This is a genomic window from Filimonas effusa (assembly GCF_004118675.1).
Classification (GTDB): domain Bacteria; phylum Bacteroidota; class Bacteroidia; order Chitinophagales; family Chitinophagaceae; genus Filimonas; species Filimonas effusa.
Genome location: NZ_SDHZ01000002.1, coordinates 1,252,039 through 1,266,521, shown reverse-complemented (window position 1 = coordinate 1,266,521; position 14,483 = coordinate 1,252,039). Strand labels below are relative to the sequence as shown.

13 protein-coding genes are annotated in these 14,483 nt (G+C 46.3%); 8 read left to right on the top strand and 5 right to left on the bottom strand.

The genetic code is table 11. The features are described 5' to 3' along the window. Window positions 1-31: 31 nt before the first annotated feature. The gene (locus ESB13_RS16350) at window positions 32-1,720 is read left to right on the top strand and encodes a hypothetical protein (RefSeq protein ID WP_129004701.1); all 1,689 of its coding nucleotides are present in this window, start codon (window positions 32-34) and stop codon (window positions 1,718-1,720) included. Between the two features lie 6 nt (window positions 1,721-1,726). After that, a complete protein-coding gene (locus tag ESB13_RS16345; RefSeq protein ID WP_129004700.1) occupies window positions 1,727-2,230 on the top strand; it encodes a hypothetical protein in 504 nt (167 codons plus the stop codon). Between the two features lie 30 nt (window positions 2,231-2,260). On the opposite strand, the gene ESB13_RS16340 is transcribed toward ESB13_RS16345, so the two are convergent. The 5 genes from ESB13_RS16340 to ESB13_RS16320 form a co-directional block, all read right to left on the bottom strand. After that, complete coding sequence (locus ESB13_RS16340; protein WP_129004699.1) at window positions 2,261-3,211, bottom strand: HipA domain-containing protein; 951 nt, start codon at window positions 3,209-3,211, stop codon at window positions 2,261-2,263. After that, complete coding sequence (locus ESB13_RS16335; RefSeq protein WP_129004698.1) at window positions 3,204-3,536, bottom strand: HipA N-terminal domain-containing protein; 333 nt, start codon at window positions 3,534-3,536, stop codon at window positions 3,204-3,206. The genes ESB13_RS16340 and ESB13_RS16335 overlap by 8 nt, the downstream gene beginning before the upstream one ends. Further along, the gene (locus ESB13_RS16330) at window positions 3,511-3,753 is read right to left on the bottom strand and encodes a helix-turn-helix domain-containing protein (protein WP_220399689.1); all 243 of its coding nucleotides are present in this window, start codon (window positions 3,751-3,753) and stop codon (window positions 3,511-3,513) included. The genes ESB13_RS16335 and ESB13_RS16330 overlap by 26 nt, the downstream gene beginning before the upstream one ends. Window positions 3,754-3,840: 87 nt before the next feature. Beyond that, window positions 3,841-4,578, bottom strand: a complete 738-nt coding sequence (locus ESB13_RS16325) for a DUF72 domain-containing protein (RefSeq protein WP_129004697.1) — start codon at window positions 4,576-4,578, stop codon at window positions 3,841-3,843. Window positions 4,579-4,625: 47 nt separating this feature from the next. After that, window positions 4,626-5,516 carry an alpha/beta fold hydrolase gene (locus tag ESB13_RS16320; protein ID WP_129004696.1) on the bottom strand — a complete coding sequence of 297 codons (891 nt, stop codon included), beginning with the start codon at window positions 5,514-5,516 and terminating at the stop codon, window positions 4,626-4,628. A gap of 180 nt (window positions 5,517-5,696) precedes the next feature. On the opposite strand from ESB13_RS16320, the gene ESB13_RS16315 reads away from it, so the two are divergent. The 6 genes from ESB13_RS16315 (at window position 5,697) to ESB13_RS16290 (ending at window position 14,469) form a co-directional block, all read left to right on the top strand. After that, window positions 5,697-6,770, top strand: coding sequence for a pectinesterase family protein (locus ESB13_RS16315; protein WP_129004695.1), 1,074 nt, complete (start codon window positions 5,697-5,699; stop codon window positions 6,768-6,770). A 105-nt stretch (window positions 6,771-6,875) separates the two neighbouring features. Continuing rightward, window positions 6,876-7,643 carry a rhamnogalacturonan acetylesterase gene (locus ESB13_RS16310; protein WP_246022585.1) on the top strand — a complete coding sequence of 256 codons (768 nt, stop codon included), beginning with the start codon at window positions 6,876-6,878 and terminating at the stop codon, window positions 7,641-7,643. A 156-nt stretch (window positions 7,644-7,799) separates the two neighbouring features. Then, entirely contained in the window at window positions 7,800-9,473 is a 1,674-nt protein-coding gene (locus ESB13_RS16305) for a glycoside hydrolase family 43 protein (RefSeq protein ID WP_129004693.1), read from the top strand. A gap of 24 nt (window positions 9,474-9,497) precedes the next feature. Further along, window positions 9,498-10,004: an RNA polymerase sigma factor gene (locus tag ESB13_RS16300; protein ID WP_129004692.1), complete on the top strand. Its 507-nt coding sequence runs from the start codon at window positions 9,498-9,500 to the stop codon at window positions 10,002-10,004. A gap of 84 nt (window positions 10,005-10,088) precedes the next feature. Next, on the top strand, window positions 10,089-11,150 hold the full coding sequence (locus ESB13_RS16295; RefSeq protein ID WP_129004691.1) for a FecR family protein: 1,062 nt from the start codon (window positions 10,089-10,091) through the stop codon (window positions 11,148-11,150). A gap of 46 nt (window positions 11,151-11,196) precedes the next feature. After that, window positions 11,197-14,469, top strand: a complete 3,273-nt coding sequence (locus ESB13_RS16290; RefSeq protein WP_129004690.1) for a SusC/RagA family TonB-linked outer membrane protein — start codon at window positions 11,197-11,199, stop codon at window positions 14,467-14,469. Window positions 14,470-14,483: the final 14 nt, after the last annotated feature.

Here is a 14,483-nt window from a genome sequence, read left to right as displayed (position 1 = left end):
GCCGCAAGCGGTGCCTGCCCCAATGCCGGTAATGAGCTCAACGCCAGAAGTGAGATATAGCCGTCTGTCTGAATCCGAGATAGAAACAGAAATGGGGAGGAGGTTCAGAAGGGTGGTAATAGAAAAATCAATTCCCAGGTTAACTTACTTGTATGGCCGGCTGAGAGGAAAGTTTTGGGCCGAAATGGATGAATATACCGGTGCATCTGATTTGTTTGTGAAACGATACCAGTTTCATATTTATGAAGTGACATTTTGGGTAAATAAGGATGACGGTATTTCTAAAGGAATACCATTCGGTTTTGAGCCCGATGCCAACTTTCCTATGCACAAGCTGCCGCCTACTATCCCCTGTCACCTGGTGATTGAAGGCAGTACTCAATACTTTGGAGTGGTGCTGCATGATCCCCAATTTGCGGACGTTACATTTAATCACAAACTGCAACAGGAAGAGGGCAGAGAGTTGTTCGGTACCATAGAAACCTACGCTACAGGTTATATACTGGATGAGTTGAAAGAGGTATATGAGGAAATAGAATATTTGCCCGAAGAAATGTCTCATGTAACGCCTTCTGTAATGCCACAAGGAATAGCTGTGGATAATGAACGCTATGCACAGGCGGCAGCATCACAAGGTTTAGTAGCAGGGAATTCGCATAAATGGTGGGTGATGAACGGAGCAGTCAGGAGTGTTCATTCCAATAGTATTTATAACGGCTTTGAGGGCGTTATCAGTTGGGTGATTCTAGCTCTGTTTATGCTGGCGCTGCTGCCACGCCTGATTTTGTTTTTACCGTTTATTGGCGTGATATTGGTGTTCAGGATGATGCCTGTTATAATTTGGAAATGGCTGATGATAGCTATGATAGTCTTGGTGCCACTCTTTTTTATAATCTCTTTATTATTCCCTGGCTATAGAGTTCGTTCGGTAGTTAAGCCACAAGCAATCAATTATGATAGTGTCACAGGGGTAATACCACCATCCCCGAGGCTGGCTGAAACAGACCAGGCGTCTGAATCGCAAAGGGATTCGCTTATCCGTCATTATAGAAAATGGTACGATTATAAAGGTAAGCTCTATGAAGGCAGTTATTATATAAAGGTTAGTGACTATTCCAGCGCGCATAAGTGGAAAAATTCAATTGCTGTAACTGGTTCAGGTGAAGGTGCGTATGATTATATGCTGTATTTGCTGAAAAGACACGATCAAAACAGGCTTTCAGGTTTATATGAAATGTTTGATAGTATAAAGATGGCTAATAAACTGGATTCAGTTCAATTCGCCGATGTAATAGTTTCGTTTGTACAACAAATACCTTATTGCCTGGTATTGGAAAAGGCTTGTTCTCCCTCTCTTTATTCAGATGCATTTATCAGGGACTATTTGTCTTCCGAAAATGCCCGTTGTGATGAGTATGAAAGGTTTGGAATAAATAGTCCTGTAGAATTTATGGCTACCAGTAAAGGTGACTGCGATACGCGGACCTTATTTTTATATGTTATATTCAGGCACTACAATTATAAAGTAGCGGTGTTGAGCAGTGAGTTTTATAGCCATTCTTTATTGGGCATCCATCTTCCTTTAACAGGGCAGGCATACTATTATAAAAACGAGCCTTACTATTGTTGGGAAACAACATCTGCCGGTATTCCGGCCGGAGCGATCCCTAAAGAAGTGGACAAGCTCGATTATTGGCGTTTATCATTGACTTCAGATTAATATAAAATGATGAATAAAATAATAACCCTATTGATAGCTGGTTTAGCGGCTGTTATGGTTTTGCTGTTGATTACGCGCTGGGCAACCTCGAAAAAAAGAAAAGGCGAACAAGACGAGGTTATACAGTTGCCTACGTTCGTATGGATGACTAGTATATTGGCGGCAGGCGGCATTATTATGTACAGGGTATTGGTTGCGGCCGGGCAGGCCGTTGATATATGGATTAAGTTGAAGCCGTCCGATGTGCTAAAGGATATGGCCACAACCTGTTGTTTTATGATTGGAATAGGTGCATGTTGGCTGCTCTTGCTCATTGGAATTACGGCAGCATTGGTTCCGGCTGTGCTAACCGGCAATAATAGAAGAGAAGCAAAAGTTGAAGTATTTGAGGCCGGCTATTTTGTAGTACAGGGAGGCCTTTTGCTAGGTACCAGTCTTTTAATGATTCCGGTATTGGATGAATTGCTGGCTTTGTGTTTGCCTGTCTATAAGCTGAATTATTTTCATTAACGAAAAAGTCGCTGAGTAACACAGTTCCTCCTAAAGCCCAAGTCTTGCATAGCGCTCATTTATCTTAACCTTGTACGCTTCCTTTTTCTGATCCGACAGGAAAGACCGGTCGAGCCATTCCAGGGCAAGTGGTTTGTTCTGGGAGAACATTTTGTAAGTAGCACTAATTTGCCTGGAATTCAATCCCAAACCACTAGCCAGATCTGATAAATGTTGTTGCAGTAACTTTCTTCTTTTGCCACCAATGGTAAGGGCCAGATCATCTTCATCTTCAAAAACCAGGGTAACATTTAAAAGGTCGTATGCGGGTGAGAGTCCCCAACCATCTTCTCCCTGAATCAGGGAGAAGTTTTTCAGATGCATATCAGTATTTCCCGTCAGGAAACAAAAAAGTACCAGGCGGAAGTATTCTGTTTGATCAAGTAAAGTATTGACAGAATATTTTTCAATAGCCTTTCCTATTCGCTCGTGAGAGCCTTTGTATTTATCGCGGGCTTCTAACACCTGGAACATGTCCAGCATATGAATCTTTTCGTTGCTGGCAGTACGGTCAATTCTTTTTGTGATATAGGATAGCTCACCGGACTGCAGGCGAATCAGGCTGGAAGGAACTGTTTTCAGGCCAAACACCTCTTCTGCGATACGCATAGTCACATGCTCGTTTTCAGGCATCTGATCGTAGTCCTGATGCGGCGGCTTGAAGATATAGTTGCCACCTAAAGCATTCACGATGGTTAGTCGACCCTTGGCACCGTCTTCCAGAACTTCCTTGACAAGTGTCAGGGATAGTTTAGGTTGTACGCCCGGAACGGCGATCCTGCGTTCAACAATGTTCTTTGCTAGTTCAGCCATTTGATCCAGGGTATAACTTAGCCTGGGAGGCACTTTGTCTCCAAAAAAGGTAAGACTGCAACGTTCATGAAAATCATTGCCTGAATCTTCAGCAAGCGGCTGATAACAGTATAAACAATGTTTACTCATGTTCTGAAATTATTGGCTCGACACTTACGGCACCTATACAATTGCTGCAACAGGCTAGCAGGAGTGCCATGCGATCATTCTTATTGATTTTCCAGTTTGTAGCTGCAATATCCAGAAGCCAGCCTTCAGGTATAAGCCCTTCGAAAAATGGAAAGAGACTGTTTGCTTTGTAAGATTGGTCTGTAACCGGCATAGAAAAACAAATGAATTGAGAAGGGTACTCTTTCACGTACGCAGGATCATACTGAAAAACATACAGTCCGTCATCAGTTTCGGTAAGAATGCCTGCTGTTAGCTCCTTATAATAAATCCTCGCGCTCCTCATGTTTTTTCTTGTTGATCTCTTGCTTATTGACCGGTGCCAGTTCATGGCCGAACATGCTTAGTACATGGTTAACCTTCTCCAGGTTAAGGTTGCCTTTGCCTTGTTCAATTTTACGCACTACAGTAAGTGCCACGCCGGTACGTAGCGCAAACTCTTCCTGAGAAAGCTTCGCTTTCTTTCTTCTCTCCTTTACAAAAGCGGCTAACGAATCAATCATGTCAATAATTATATGCAATACGATATAAAAATAGGAAATAATTAATGATTATATGCAAAAGAATATAATTTCAAGGCTTTGTCCTTATTATATGCAATTAGATATAGTGCGCGCATTCCCAAACCCATCCCCCCGCGTATTATTGAAATAAACATACACCTCCTTCCCCTCATCCACCCACGCTAAAATCCGCTCTCTCACCTTCTCCAACTCCCCATCAGAATAACTCCCTCCATAATTCGCCTCCGTACCATGAAACCTGACATACACCACTTTCGCCTTCTTATTCAACTCCCAGGTCTCAGACTTTTTCATATCATGCAACACCACGGAGAACCCAAACTCATCCAGCATCTCGTATACCTCGCCTATATACCAGCTATTATGACGAAACTCCACCACCACCTGCCAACCCCCAATCTCGTGCAGTAATTCCAGCAACCTCTCCACTTTTGAATAAAGCGAAACGGTAACAGATCCAGGAAACTGCACCAGCAGGCAGCCCTTTTTATCTCCCAACCCTTCCGCCGCCTGCATAAAGGCTACAACATCTTCTTCCTTAAACGCAAGACCTTTCACATGTGTGATCTCCTTCCATAACTTAACGGTAAACCGGAAATCTTCCGGGACTTCTGCTGCCCAGCGGGCGAAGGTTTTGAATTGAGGTACCTTATAAAAGGAGCTGTTTATCTCAACGGTATTGAACAGGCTGGCATAATAAGTCAGGCGGGAGCTGGATTGAAACTCCGGCGGAAACTGCGTTTTATTAAAAGGCAGTACAACATTGCTGGTTCCTATTCTTATGGATAAAGTCTTTTCGGGCATAACAAAAGGTAAAATAAAACCATGCCGTGATAATGTAAAGGAGCGACTCAATACTGCCGCGCCCTGCTAAGCATCTGTAGAATACTGTTGCGGATGCGTTCGCGCTCATTAAAGGCAATCAGGTGGCCCCTGCCGGGAATCAGGTCTATACTTAGGAAGGGAACATTTACCATCTTCTCCCGGGCGAACGGTGCATTGCTGGTGTACACCAGTTCGTCATTCGCGCCTTGCAGGTAATGCACCGGTACTTTTATACGCGGCCATAGGGGTAGCATGGCTTCCAGCTCCTTCGGATGAGCCAGCTTTTCGGCATTGGCTGTTTGCAGCATCCGGGGAATGATCCAATGCACCAAAGGGCTTTCTATCATAGGACTGAACCAGTAAGTCTTTTCCTGGCGGGGTGCGAGGGCGGGAGCCACCAATACCAATCCGTCTACCACCTCGGGATAATCCATGGCAATCCGGCAGGCGATGGTGGTGCCGTAAGAAGCGCCTACCACAACTACCGGGTGATGAACACGCTGCAAACTATCCAGCAATGGGCGGATAATTCTCGCCTGCTCCTCTACCGAAGTAATGGGATTGGCCAACCCCGAATAACCATAACCCGGGCGGTCTACCGCGATAAGATGTGCCCGGTTAAGTAACAGGCTATCCGTCAGGTAATCTCTGTAGTAGGTAGAAGAGCTGGGCGCCCCATGAATAAAGAGAATGGTGGCGCTGGTATCCTTGCCGGTAGCAATATAACGCAGCTTACGGCCATGTGTTTCGTAATAGTTGATTTCAACGGGTACACCTTTTTTGCCAAACCAATCGGTGATCTCTTCATTATCCATCCTGAACTGGATAAAACGGTCCAGCACCAGCAACAACACAATAAAAAGAATCACTAACACCAATGCCGTCCGCCATGCGAACCTGATAATCTTCCGGGTCATGTTGTCAAACTTACTGATTTTTTCTCCTGGCCGGAGGTGATGCAGGTCTTCCTGCGTATTCCTTTTTTAACCAACGGCATGCCGGAAACGGATGTCGCCACGGCCCATATCCCCATGTGGCTGTCTCTGTAGAAAGTTTGCCGCAGGATATGTTATTGAATCATCCTTTAATTCGATTGTATGTTCCTGCCTGTAAAGCCCGCAGTGGCTTCTTTTTCTAAACTCTTGTTTGTGGCCGTGTTGCTGATCGCTTCCCTGTCTGTTTTCGCTGCGAAGCAGAAAATTGTCGTGGCGCAGGATGGCTCCGGGCAGTACACTACCGTTCAGTCGGCTATTGATGCAAGCCCTTCCAATAGTGCGGAGCAAACGGTGATCTACATTAAGAACGGTCTTTATGACCAGGAAAAACTGATCATTCCTGCGGACAAACGTAACCTGAAACTGGTAGGAGAGAGCCGGGAAAAAACCATCATCAGTTACGCCATCTTCGATTGCAACAGCCCCGCTTCTGCCAATAAATGTCCCGATTCTCTCTGGGTGAAATGGAAACACAATTCCGATCTTATCCGTACTTCTGCTACGCTTACCATCCTGGCCGATAGCTGCATCCTAGAGAACCTCAGTATCAAAAATACGGCTGGGCCTGTAGGACAAGCACTGGCACTCACCCTGCGTGGCGATAAGATCATTTTCCGCAACTGTAATATCACCGGCTACCAGGATACCATTCTCATGGCCGCCGATGGCAAACGCAATTATTTCTATAACTGTTATGTGCTTGGCCGTACCGATTATATCTATGGTGGTGGCATTGGCTTCTTCGATAACTGCGAAATAGCAAGCTATGGCGGCGGATGGATCACCGCGCCTTCTACTCCCGAAAAGCAACTCTATGGTTTTGTGTTCGATAAATGCCGTTTCAGCTTCGCTTCCGGCAGTCCCCGGAAAGGTGATGATGGCAGCCTGGTAGCTATTGGCCGCCCCTGGCACAATTATCCGAAAGTGGCGATCCTCAACAGCGATCTCGGCGACCGTATCGACCCGCGTGGATGGCCTACCACCTGGCGTATGGATTACGCTTCGGAAAGCGATAAACTGCATTTGTTCGAATACAATAACACGGGAAAAAGCGCCGACTTCTCTCAAAGGGCGCCCTGGAAGGGCATGAAACAACTTTCCAGGCAGGAAGCGGAAGCCTACTCGGTAGAAAGTGTACTGAAAGGCAACGACAACTGGAAACCCACCCGTAAATAGCCGAAGAAACTGTGGGCCTTGTAATCATTTAATAGTTACTTTTAAAATACAATATCGAACATGAAACTTGGTAATGTGACCCTCTTATGCCGCTATAAATGGCATATGAATCGTCTTCTGATTGTGCTGCCATTATTACTATTGCTGTCTGCCTTCATTATCGATTCAAAACGTCCTGTAATATATGTCGTGGGCGACTCTACCGTTCAGAATAGTGATGGCAACGGTACCAATGAATACTGGGGCTGGGGTACCTTGCTCAAAGCGCATCTCGATACAACCCGCATCAGTCTTCATAACCACGCAAAAGCCGGTACCAGCACCCGCACTTTTATGTCCGATGGTCGTTGGGACAAAGTATTGGCACAATTAAAACCCGGCGATTTCGTGCTGATACAATTCGGTCATAACGACCAGGCGGCGATCAACGATTCTGCCCGGGCAAAAGGTACGTTGAAAGGTATTGGTGAAGACACGGTTCACATCTTCAATCTTAAAACCCGCCAGCCGGAAATCGTTCATACATATGGCTGGTACCTGAATAAATATATTAAAGAAGCAAAGGAGAAGGGAGCCATTCCCATCGTATGCTCCCTGGTTCCCCGCAACAAATGGAAAGGGGATAAGGTCGATCGTGAGATCGAATATGTAAACTGGGCAGAAGAAGTCACCAAAGCCAGCGGCACTTTTTTCATTAACCTGAATCAGTTGATCGTAAACCAGTGGGAACAACAGGGCAAGGACGCCATTAAAAAGTTCTTCCCGGTAGATGGCACCCATACCAACCTGGCTGGTGCTACTGAAAATGCAAACGCCGTAGCCGAAGGGCTGGCTGCTTTAAAAGATTGCCCGTTGAAAGGCTATCTGAAATAGAACGATTATCTCTTTTTTTTATACTCAAGCAAAACAAGGGGCTGTTTCTACAGCCCTTTCCTGTTTTCGGCAACGTTTGCGTACTTTCTAAATCCGGGAGAGAAAAAAATATCGTAATATGCAACCGATTGCACGATTTACCATAATTGTTTCTATATGAATCGCCTTCCTCTTCTAAAACCTCGTTCTACATCGCTTGTCGCTAAAACCGTGGCATTGGCCGCACTTGTTGGCTTAAATGCTTTATCCAGTCATGCTCTTGCCCAGTCGAAGCCGTTTGTATCTAAAGTATGGGTGGCCGACAATGGTGATGGCACTTACAAAAACCCGGTATTGAATGCCGACTACTCCGACCCTGATGCGATCAGGGTGGGCGAAGATTATTACCTCGTTGCATCCAGCTTCGATGCAGTTCCCGGTTTGCCTATCCTGCATTCGAAAGACCTGGTGAACTGGACCATTATCGGTCATGCCATGCTGCGCCAGACGCCGCTGGATCATTTCTCCAAAACACAACATGGCAATGGTGTTTGGGCGCCCGCCATCAGGTATGTGAAAGGGGAATTCTATCTCTATTATCCCGATCCCGATTTCGGTATTTATTTAACCAAAGCGAAAAAGATCACAGGCCCCTGGTCCGACCCCGTATTGGTAGAAGCAGGTAAAGGCCTCATCGATCCCTGCCCGCTTTGGGATGATAATGGCGATGTGTACCTCGTGCATGGCTTCGCCGGCAGCAGGGCAGGTATCAAAAACCTGCTGGCAGTGAAGAAACTGAATGCAGAAGGTTCGGCTGTAACCGATGCCGGCGTCATCGTTTACGATGGCCATGACCAGGATCCCACTACCGAAGGCCCCAAGTTCTATAAACGCAATGGCTACTACTATATTTTTGCCCCGGCAGGAGGTGTTCCCACCGGCTGGCAATTGGTATTACGCTCTAAAAATATCTATGGTCCCTACGAACGCAAAGTGGTGATGGACCAGGGCAAATCGCCCATCAATGGTCCTCACCAGGGTGCCTGGGTGAACACAGTTACCGGCGAAGACTGGTTCCTGCATTTCCAGGATAAAGATGCCTACGGCCGTGTGGTACACCTGCAACCCATGAAATGGGTGAACGACTGGCCGGTGATTGGTGTAGATACGGACGGCGATGGAAAAGGAGAACCGGTAATTACTTATAAGAAACCCAATACCGGTAAAAAATACCCTATTACAACACCTGCCGATTCCGATGAATTCAATGAGCCTAAACTGGGCTTGCAATGGCAGTGGCAGGCCAACCCGCGTGTTACCTGGAGTTTTATGAACCCCACCAAAGGCACGCTGCGTTTATACACGCATAAAGTACCGGATAGCGCTGTAAGCCTCTGGGATGTTCCCAATGTGCTGTTACAGAAAACACCTGCCGATGAATTTACGGCTACCGCCAAACTTTCATTTTCCCCAAATCCAAAACTGGAAGAAAAGGTAGGACTGGTAGTAATGGGATTGGATTATACCTCCATAGGTCTTAAATCGAAAAAAGATGGTATTTACCTGGTGCACGGCCTTTGCAAAGGAGCCGGTAATGGTAAGCCTGAAATAGAAAAAGAGCTGGTAAAAGTAGAGGCCCCCGTTATCTATCTCAGGTGCCAGTTCACAGCAGGCGCCAAATGCCAGCTTTATTACAGCTTCGATAATATCAACTACCAGAAAGCCGGTGATACTTTCATTGCCCAGCCAGGTAAGTGGATCGGAGCCAAAATGGGCTTCTTCGCTACCCGCACCACCGAGATCAATGATGCCGGGTTTGTGGATATAGACTGGTTCAGAGTAGAAAAATAAGCCGCCTCATAAAAAGAAATAGCCATGATTGTTGCCATTAAAAACGGGGATGAATTCGCCTTCGAACAGGCTTTCCTGCAGCTACGCGGCAGGCTTTATGGCTATTTCTTTAAAAAAACACATTCGGAACAGGATGCCTTCGACCTGGTACAAACCACTTTCCTCAAGCTCTGGAAGTACCGTGGCTCCCTTAACGAACATTACTCGCTGGAACAGCATCTTTTCCGGATCTCCAAAACCGTTTTTATCGACTACCTGCGAAAAAAGCAGAAATCCAGCCAGGTGGTGGCGCTGCGTTCCGCTGAGTCATCCTGTGTCACCTCCGAAGAGTTCGACCTCAAATCCCAGGTATACAAGGCGCTCGACACCATGCCCGAAATTCGCAAAAAAGCCTTTGAATTGCACCGCTTTCATGGCTTCACCTACTCCGAAATATCCTCCTGCCTCTCCATTTCTGTGAAGTCTGTCGACAACCATGTCACCAAAGCCGTCAGGCAATTAAAGAAGGTAATCTCCATAGGAGCGTATTAAGTCTTATCTTTTTCCTGTAATTTTTTTTCTCCTGCCGGAGGTATCGTCTTTTAAAAGGCGTATTTATTCTATAATAAATGGCCCATGCATGTCAGTAAGGAACTAATAAGAAGGTTTTTCGAAGGGCAATGCAGCGAAAATGAAGCGAAAGAAGTGGCGCGTTGGCTGGAACAGCATCCCGAAGCGATGGATGAATATTATAATGAAGAAGAATGGAAGAATGAACCTGGAAAGGATTTGCCTGATGATGAATGGAACCAGATGTGGGCCAGTCTCGAAAAGCAAAAGCACAAACAGGGACGTACCAGGATATTCCTCTACGCCGCGGCTGCCTGCATTTCTATCGTTGCCTTGTTCAGTTACCTGCTGGGTACTTATAAGATCAAAGCAGATAGCAGCCTGGCAACCGCAAAAACGGATGCCGACGATAGTAGCTATAGTATTATGGAAAACCACTCCGATACTACCCTGCGCTTCATTACCGAAGACAGCACTGTAGTAATGCTGGCAGCGAATGCAAGTATCCGCTATAGCAAACTAAAATGGAAACAGGAAAGAGAAATCCTGCTGAATGGAGAAGCTTCTTTTGATGTCGCCAAAGATAAAACCAGGCCGTTTGTAGTGTATACACATGGACTGGCAGTAAAAGCCCTGGGAACTTTATTCTCCGTGAAAGCAGGCAGCGCTTCGAACGAAGTAAAGGTGCGCTTGTACGAAGGAAAAGTGCTGGTAACGCCCGATAACAGGGCCGTGGCAGACAAAAGAAATATTTTTTCCGAAACACTCTCTCCCGGCCAGGAACTCGTGTTGGATAAGGGAAATACGATGCCCTATGTGCAGTATTTCCTGAAAGCAAAAGAGCAGGTGTTTGTAAAAAGAGAAACGCATAAAGCGAGTGAACAACCTTTAACGCCTTCAGGTTGGTTTGAATTTACAAGCCAGCAGCTCGATGATGTGTTCTCCACGCTTGAAGTGTTGTATGGTGTAGATATCAGCTATCGCAGAGACCTGGTTCAGAACATGTTTTTTATCGGGCGCTTCGAGCCTACCGATTCTATTGAATATATTTTAAACGCTATAGCCTTGTTGAACGATTTACATGTAAAGAAAAAGGCCGGTAACAGGTTCGAAATAACCGGCCGCTGATAATTAACCCGATTTTCTTTTTTCTTAAACCGGATTGCTTAAAAGTATGAGAAGTCAATTACTATTCTCACTGCTACTCCTTTGCACATTATTGAACGTTGATGTAAATGCCCAGAACAGCTTTGGTACTGTAAAAGGATTGGTACGCAGTGACGCAGGTTTAGCCCTGCCAGGTGTGTCCGTTACGGCAGTAGACACAAAAACGAATTTTAAAGCAGGCGCACAAACCGACAGTACAGGCGTCTTTATCTTCAATCGCTTACCTGCTTCGGGCGACTATCGCTTTGTTTTTTCAAGCGTTGGTTATGCCGAACAGGTGCTGGACGGCTACAATGTAAGAGCCAATGCCACTACATCCGTGATGGTGAAAATGGCTACGGCTGCTTCCAATCTCGACGATATCGTGGTGATCGGTTACCAGACTGTTAAACGAAGAGATGTGGTGTCTGCAGTATCTTCCCTGGGCGCAAAAGATTTGAAAGATCTTCCGCTCAACTCTTCTGCAGAAGCGCTCGCCGGCCGCCTCGCAGGTGTGGTGGCTTCGGCTACCGAAGGCTCACCAGGGGCTGCCGTTACAGTGCAGGTGCGCGGTGGTAGCTCCATCACGCAGGACAATGCGCCCATCTATATCGTGGATGGTATACAAATGGAAAATGCACTTACCTTCCTCGCGCCGCAGGAAATTGCCAGCATCGATGTGTTGAAAGATGCCGCCTCTACTGCTATCTATGGTGCCAGGGGCGCCAACGGTGTTATCGTTATCACTACCAAAGGCGGCGCCAACAGGCCTACGCAGGTTTCCCTCGATATGTTCTATGGCATTCGCTCTATCGTGAATAAACTGGATGTGCTGAAGCCATACGACTATGTGCAATACCAGTACCAGTTGTATAATACCGATTCTACTACACGCGCCAGCTTCTATAATCGTTATGGCGATTTTAAAGATATCGACAACTATAAGAACATGCCCTTCCAGGATTGGCAGGATGCCGTGTTTGGCCGTGATGCAAAACTCTTCACGCAATCGCTGAATATTTCGGGTGGTACCAAAGCCACAACTTATAGCCTTACACTCAGCAACTCGAAAGAAGAAGGCGTGATGATAGGCTCCGGCTTCAGGAGAACATTGGCGTCTTTCAAGTTTGATCACAGGTTGTCCGATAAGGTAAGGGTGGGTTTCAACGTGCGCTATAGCGATCAGCAGATCGATGGCGCCGGTACTTCCAGTACAGGCACGCAGGGTAACAACAGGCTACGCAATGCCGTAAGATACCAGCCTTACCTCGGCGGCAGCGTAGGTGTCGATATCTTTGACCCCGACTACCTGCAACAAACCAACCTTACCTCCCCGGTATTATTGGCAAACAATGAAATCAGGAAAGCCATCGATCGCAACCTGCTGTTGAATGGTTATGCCGACTTTGTTATTACAAAGGGATTACAGTTCCGCAGTACCATAGGTGTTACGCCTACCACATCCAGAACCAATATGTTCAATGGAATGGTAACCGGTACGGCGCGTCAGAATGGTAACCTGCCTGTATTGAATATGTCTACCGGCGAAGGTTTCTCGCTTACCAATTCCAATACGTTGACCTGGGATAAAAAGATAGGTGAAAATCATGCGCTGACTGTATTGGCGGGACAGGAGATCTATATGTCTAACAACAAGAACTTTTCAGCCAACATTAAATGGATGCCGGCAGATATTACGCCGGATGAGGCTTTTGCAAATATTCAGCGCGCTTCTCCTCCCTTGGGTAACGTGCAGGATGCGCCTACGACAAGATGGAGTCAGAACAGGCTGTTCTCCTTCTTCGGCAGGGTGAACTATACCTATAGGAATAAGTACATCCTTACTTTCAGTGCCCGGAGAGATGGCTCTTCCAACTTTTCACCGGACGATAACCGCCAGTGGGCTACCATGCCTGCCGCAGCAATTGCATGGCGTATGTCCAGGGAAAAATTCCTGGAAAGCTTTCTGGAAAGTATGAAGGTGAACGACCTGAAGCTGCGTTTCAGCTATGGTGCTGCAGGTAACAACCGCATAGGCCAGGATCTCTGGCGCACCGTTTACGGTAACTCTTCCAATGCCAACTACCCTTATGCCGAAGCGCTGACGCCCGGTATGGGCCCCTTGTCGCTTGAAAATAAAAACTTACGCTGGGAAACAACGGTTTCCAGGAACCTGGGTTTGGATTTCAGCTTGTTCAACAATAAACTCACCGGCTCACTCGACCTGTATTCCAATACTACCAAAAACCTGTTGCTGAATGCGGTGATTCCTTCTACCACCGGTTATACGCAACAGATCCAGAACATAGGCAGTACCAGGAACCGTGGTATTGAGCTGCAGTTGAAAACAACAGTGCTTGCCAAAAGAAATTTCAATTGGGACGTGAACTTCAACGTATCGCATAACAGGAACACCGTACTGGACCTGGGTAGTAATGTAGATGGAACGAAACGCCAGTTCATTTATGGTTACTCCGGATGGGTAACAGGTTCTATCGCCGACTACCTGGTAGAAGTAGGACAGCCTATCGGGCAATTCTATGGCTTTGTAACGGATGGTCGTTATGAATTAAGTGACTTTACTTATGATGCCGCCGCCAAAAAATACACGCTCAATGCCAATGTAGCCAATAACAGGGTGGCATTGGGTAACGTAGATCCTAAACCCGGTGATCTTAAATTCAAAAAGCTGTCTTCTAAAAACAGTATGCAGATCGATGATGAAGATAAAACTGTACTGGGTAATTCTCAACCTAAGATCACCGGCGGCGTAAATCAGCAGTTCACCTGGAAGAACTTTGATATGAGCTTGTTTGTGTATTTCTCACTAGGTAACAAGGTGTACAACGCCAATAAAATTGAGAACACGACACAATACCTGTATAAAGACAATAACATGTCTACCGAAGTACTGAACAGGTGGCGTGTGATCGATGACAATGGTAACAGGGTGAGCGATCCTGAAACGCTGGCTGAATTGAATAAAAATACAACGTTCTGGACACCGCCGGGAGGACAGTTTACACTGCATAGTTATGCCATAGAAAACGGTTCCTTCTTAAGGATCAGTAACCTTACCATAGGCTACAATCTTCCTAAGACGGTGGTAGAAAGTATGAAGGTCTTCAGCAGGTTCAGGGTATATGCAACGGTGAATAACCTGTATACTTTTACCGGTTATTCCGGGTTTGATCCCGAAGCTAATACCCGCAGAGGCACGCCGCTGACACCGGGGGTAGATTACGCCGCATATCCGCGCAGCCGCCTGGTAACGGCCGGTGTAAACATCACCTTTAAATAAATGCTTCTTATTTT

What these genes read in the sequence shown, in the direction of transcription:
- ESB13_RS16290 (WP_129004690.1), top strand. Translation starts at nt 11,197, where the DNA reads ATGAGAAGTCAATTACTATTCTCACTGCTACTCCTTTGCACATTATTG.
- ESB13_RS16305 (WP_129004693.1), top strand. Translation starts at nt 7,800, where the DNA reads ATGAATCGCCTTCCTCTTCTAAAACCTCGTTCTACATCGCTTGTCGCT.
- ESB13_RS16340 (WP_129004699.1), bottom strand. Translation starts at nt 3,211, where the DNA reads ATGAGTAAACATTGTTTATACTGTTATCAGCCGCTTGCTGAAGATTCA.
- ESB13_RS16345 (WP_129004700.1), top strand. Translation starts at nt 1,727, where the DNA reads ATGATGAATAAAATAATAACCCTATTGATAGCTGGTTTAGCGGCTGTT.
- ESB13_RS16300 (WP_129004692.1), top strand. Translation starts at nt 9,498, where the DNA reads ATGATTGTTGCCATTAAAAACGGGGATGAATTCGCCTTCGAACAGGCT.
- ESB13_RS16335 (WP_129004698.1), bottom strand. Translation starts at nt 3,536, where the DNA reads ATGAGGAGCGCGAGGATTTATTATAAGGAGCTAACAGCAGGCATTCTT.
- ESB13_RS16315 (WP_129004695.1), top strand. Translation starts at nt 5,697, where the DNA reads ATGTTCCTGCCTGTAAAGCCCGCAGTGGCTTCTTTTTCTAAACTCTTG.
- ESB13_RS16295 (WP_129004691.1), top strand. Translation starts at nt 10,089, where the DNA reads ATGCATGTCAGTAAGGAACTAATAAGAAGGTTTTTCGAAGGGCAATGC.
- ESB13_RS16330 (WP_220399689.1), bottom strand. Translation starts at nt 3,753, where the DNA reads ATGATTGATTCGTTAGCCGCTTTTGTAAAGGAGAGAAGAAAGAAAGCG.
- ESB13_RS16310 (WP_246022585.1), top strand. Translation starts at nt 6,876, where the DNA reads ATGAATCGTCTTCTGATTGTGCTGCCATTATTACTATTGCTGTCTGCC.
- ESB13_RS16320 (WP_129004696.1), bottom strand. Translation starts at nt 5,516, where the DNA reads ATGACCCGGAAGATTATCAGGTTCGCATGGCGGACGGCATTGGTGTTA.
- ESB13_RS16325 (WP_129004697.1), bottom strand. Translation starts at nt 4,578, where the DNA reads ATGCCCGAAAAGACTTTATCCATAAGAATAGGAACCAGCAATGTTGTA.
- ESB13_RS16350 (WP_129004701.1), top strand. Translation starts at nt 32, where the DNA reads ATGAGCTCAACGCCAGAAGTGAGATATAGCCGTCTGTCTGAATCCGAG.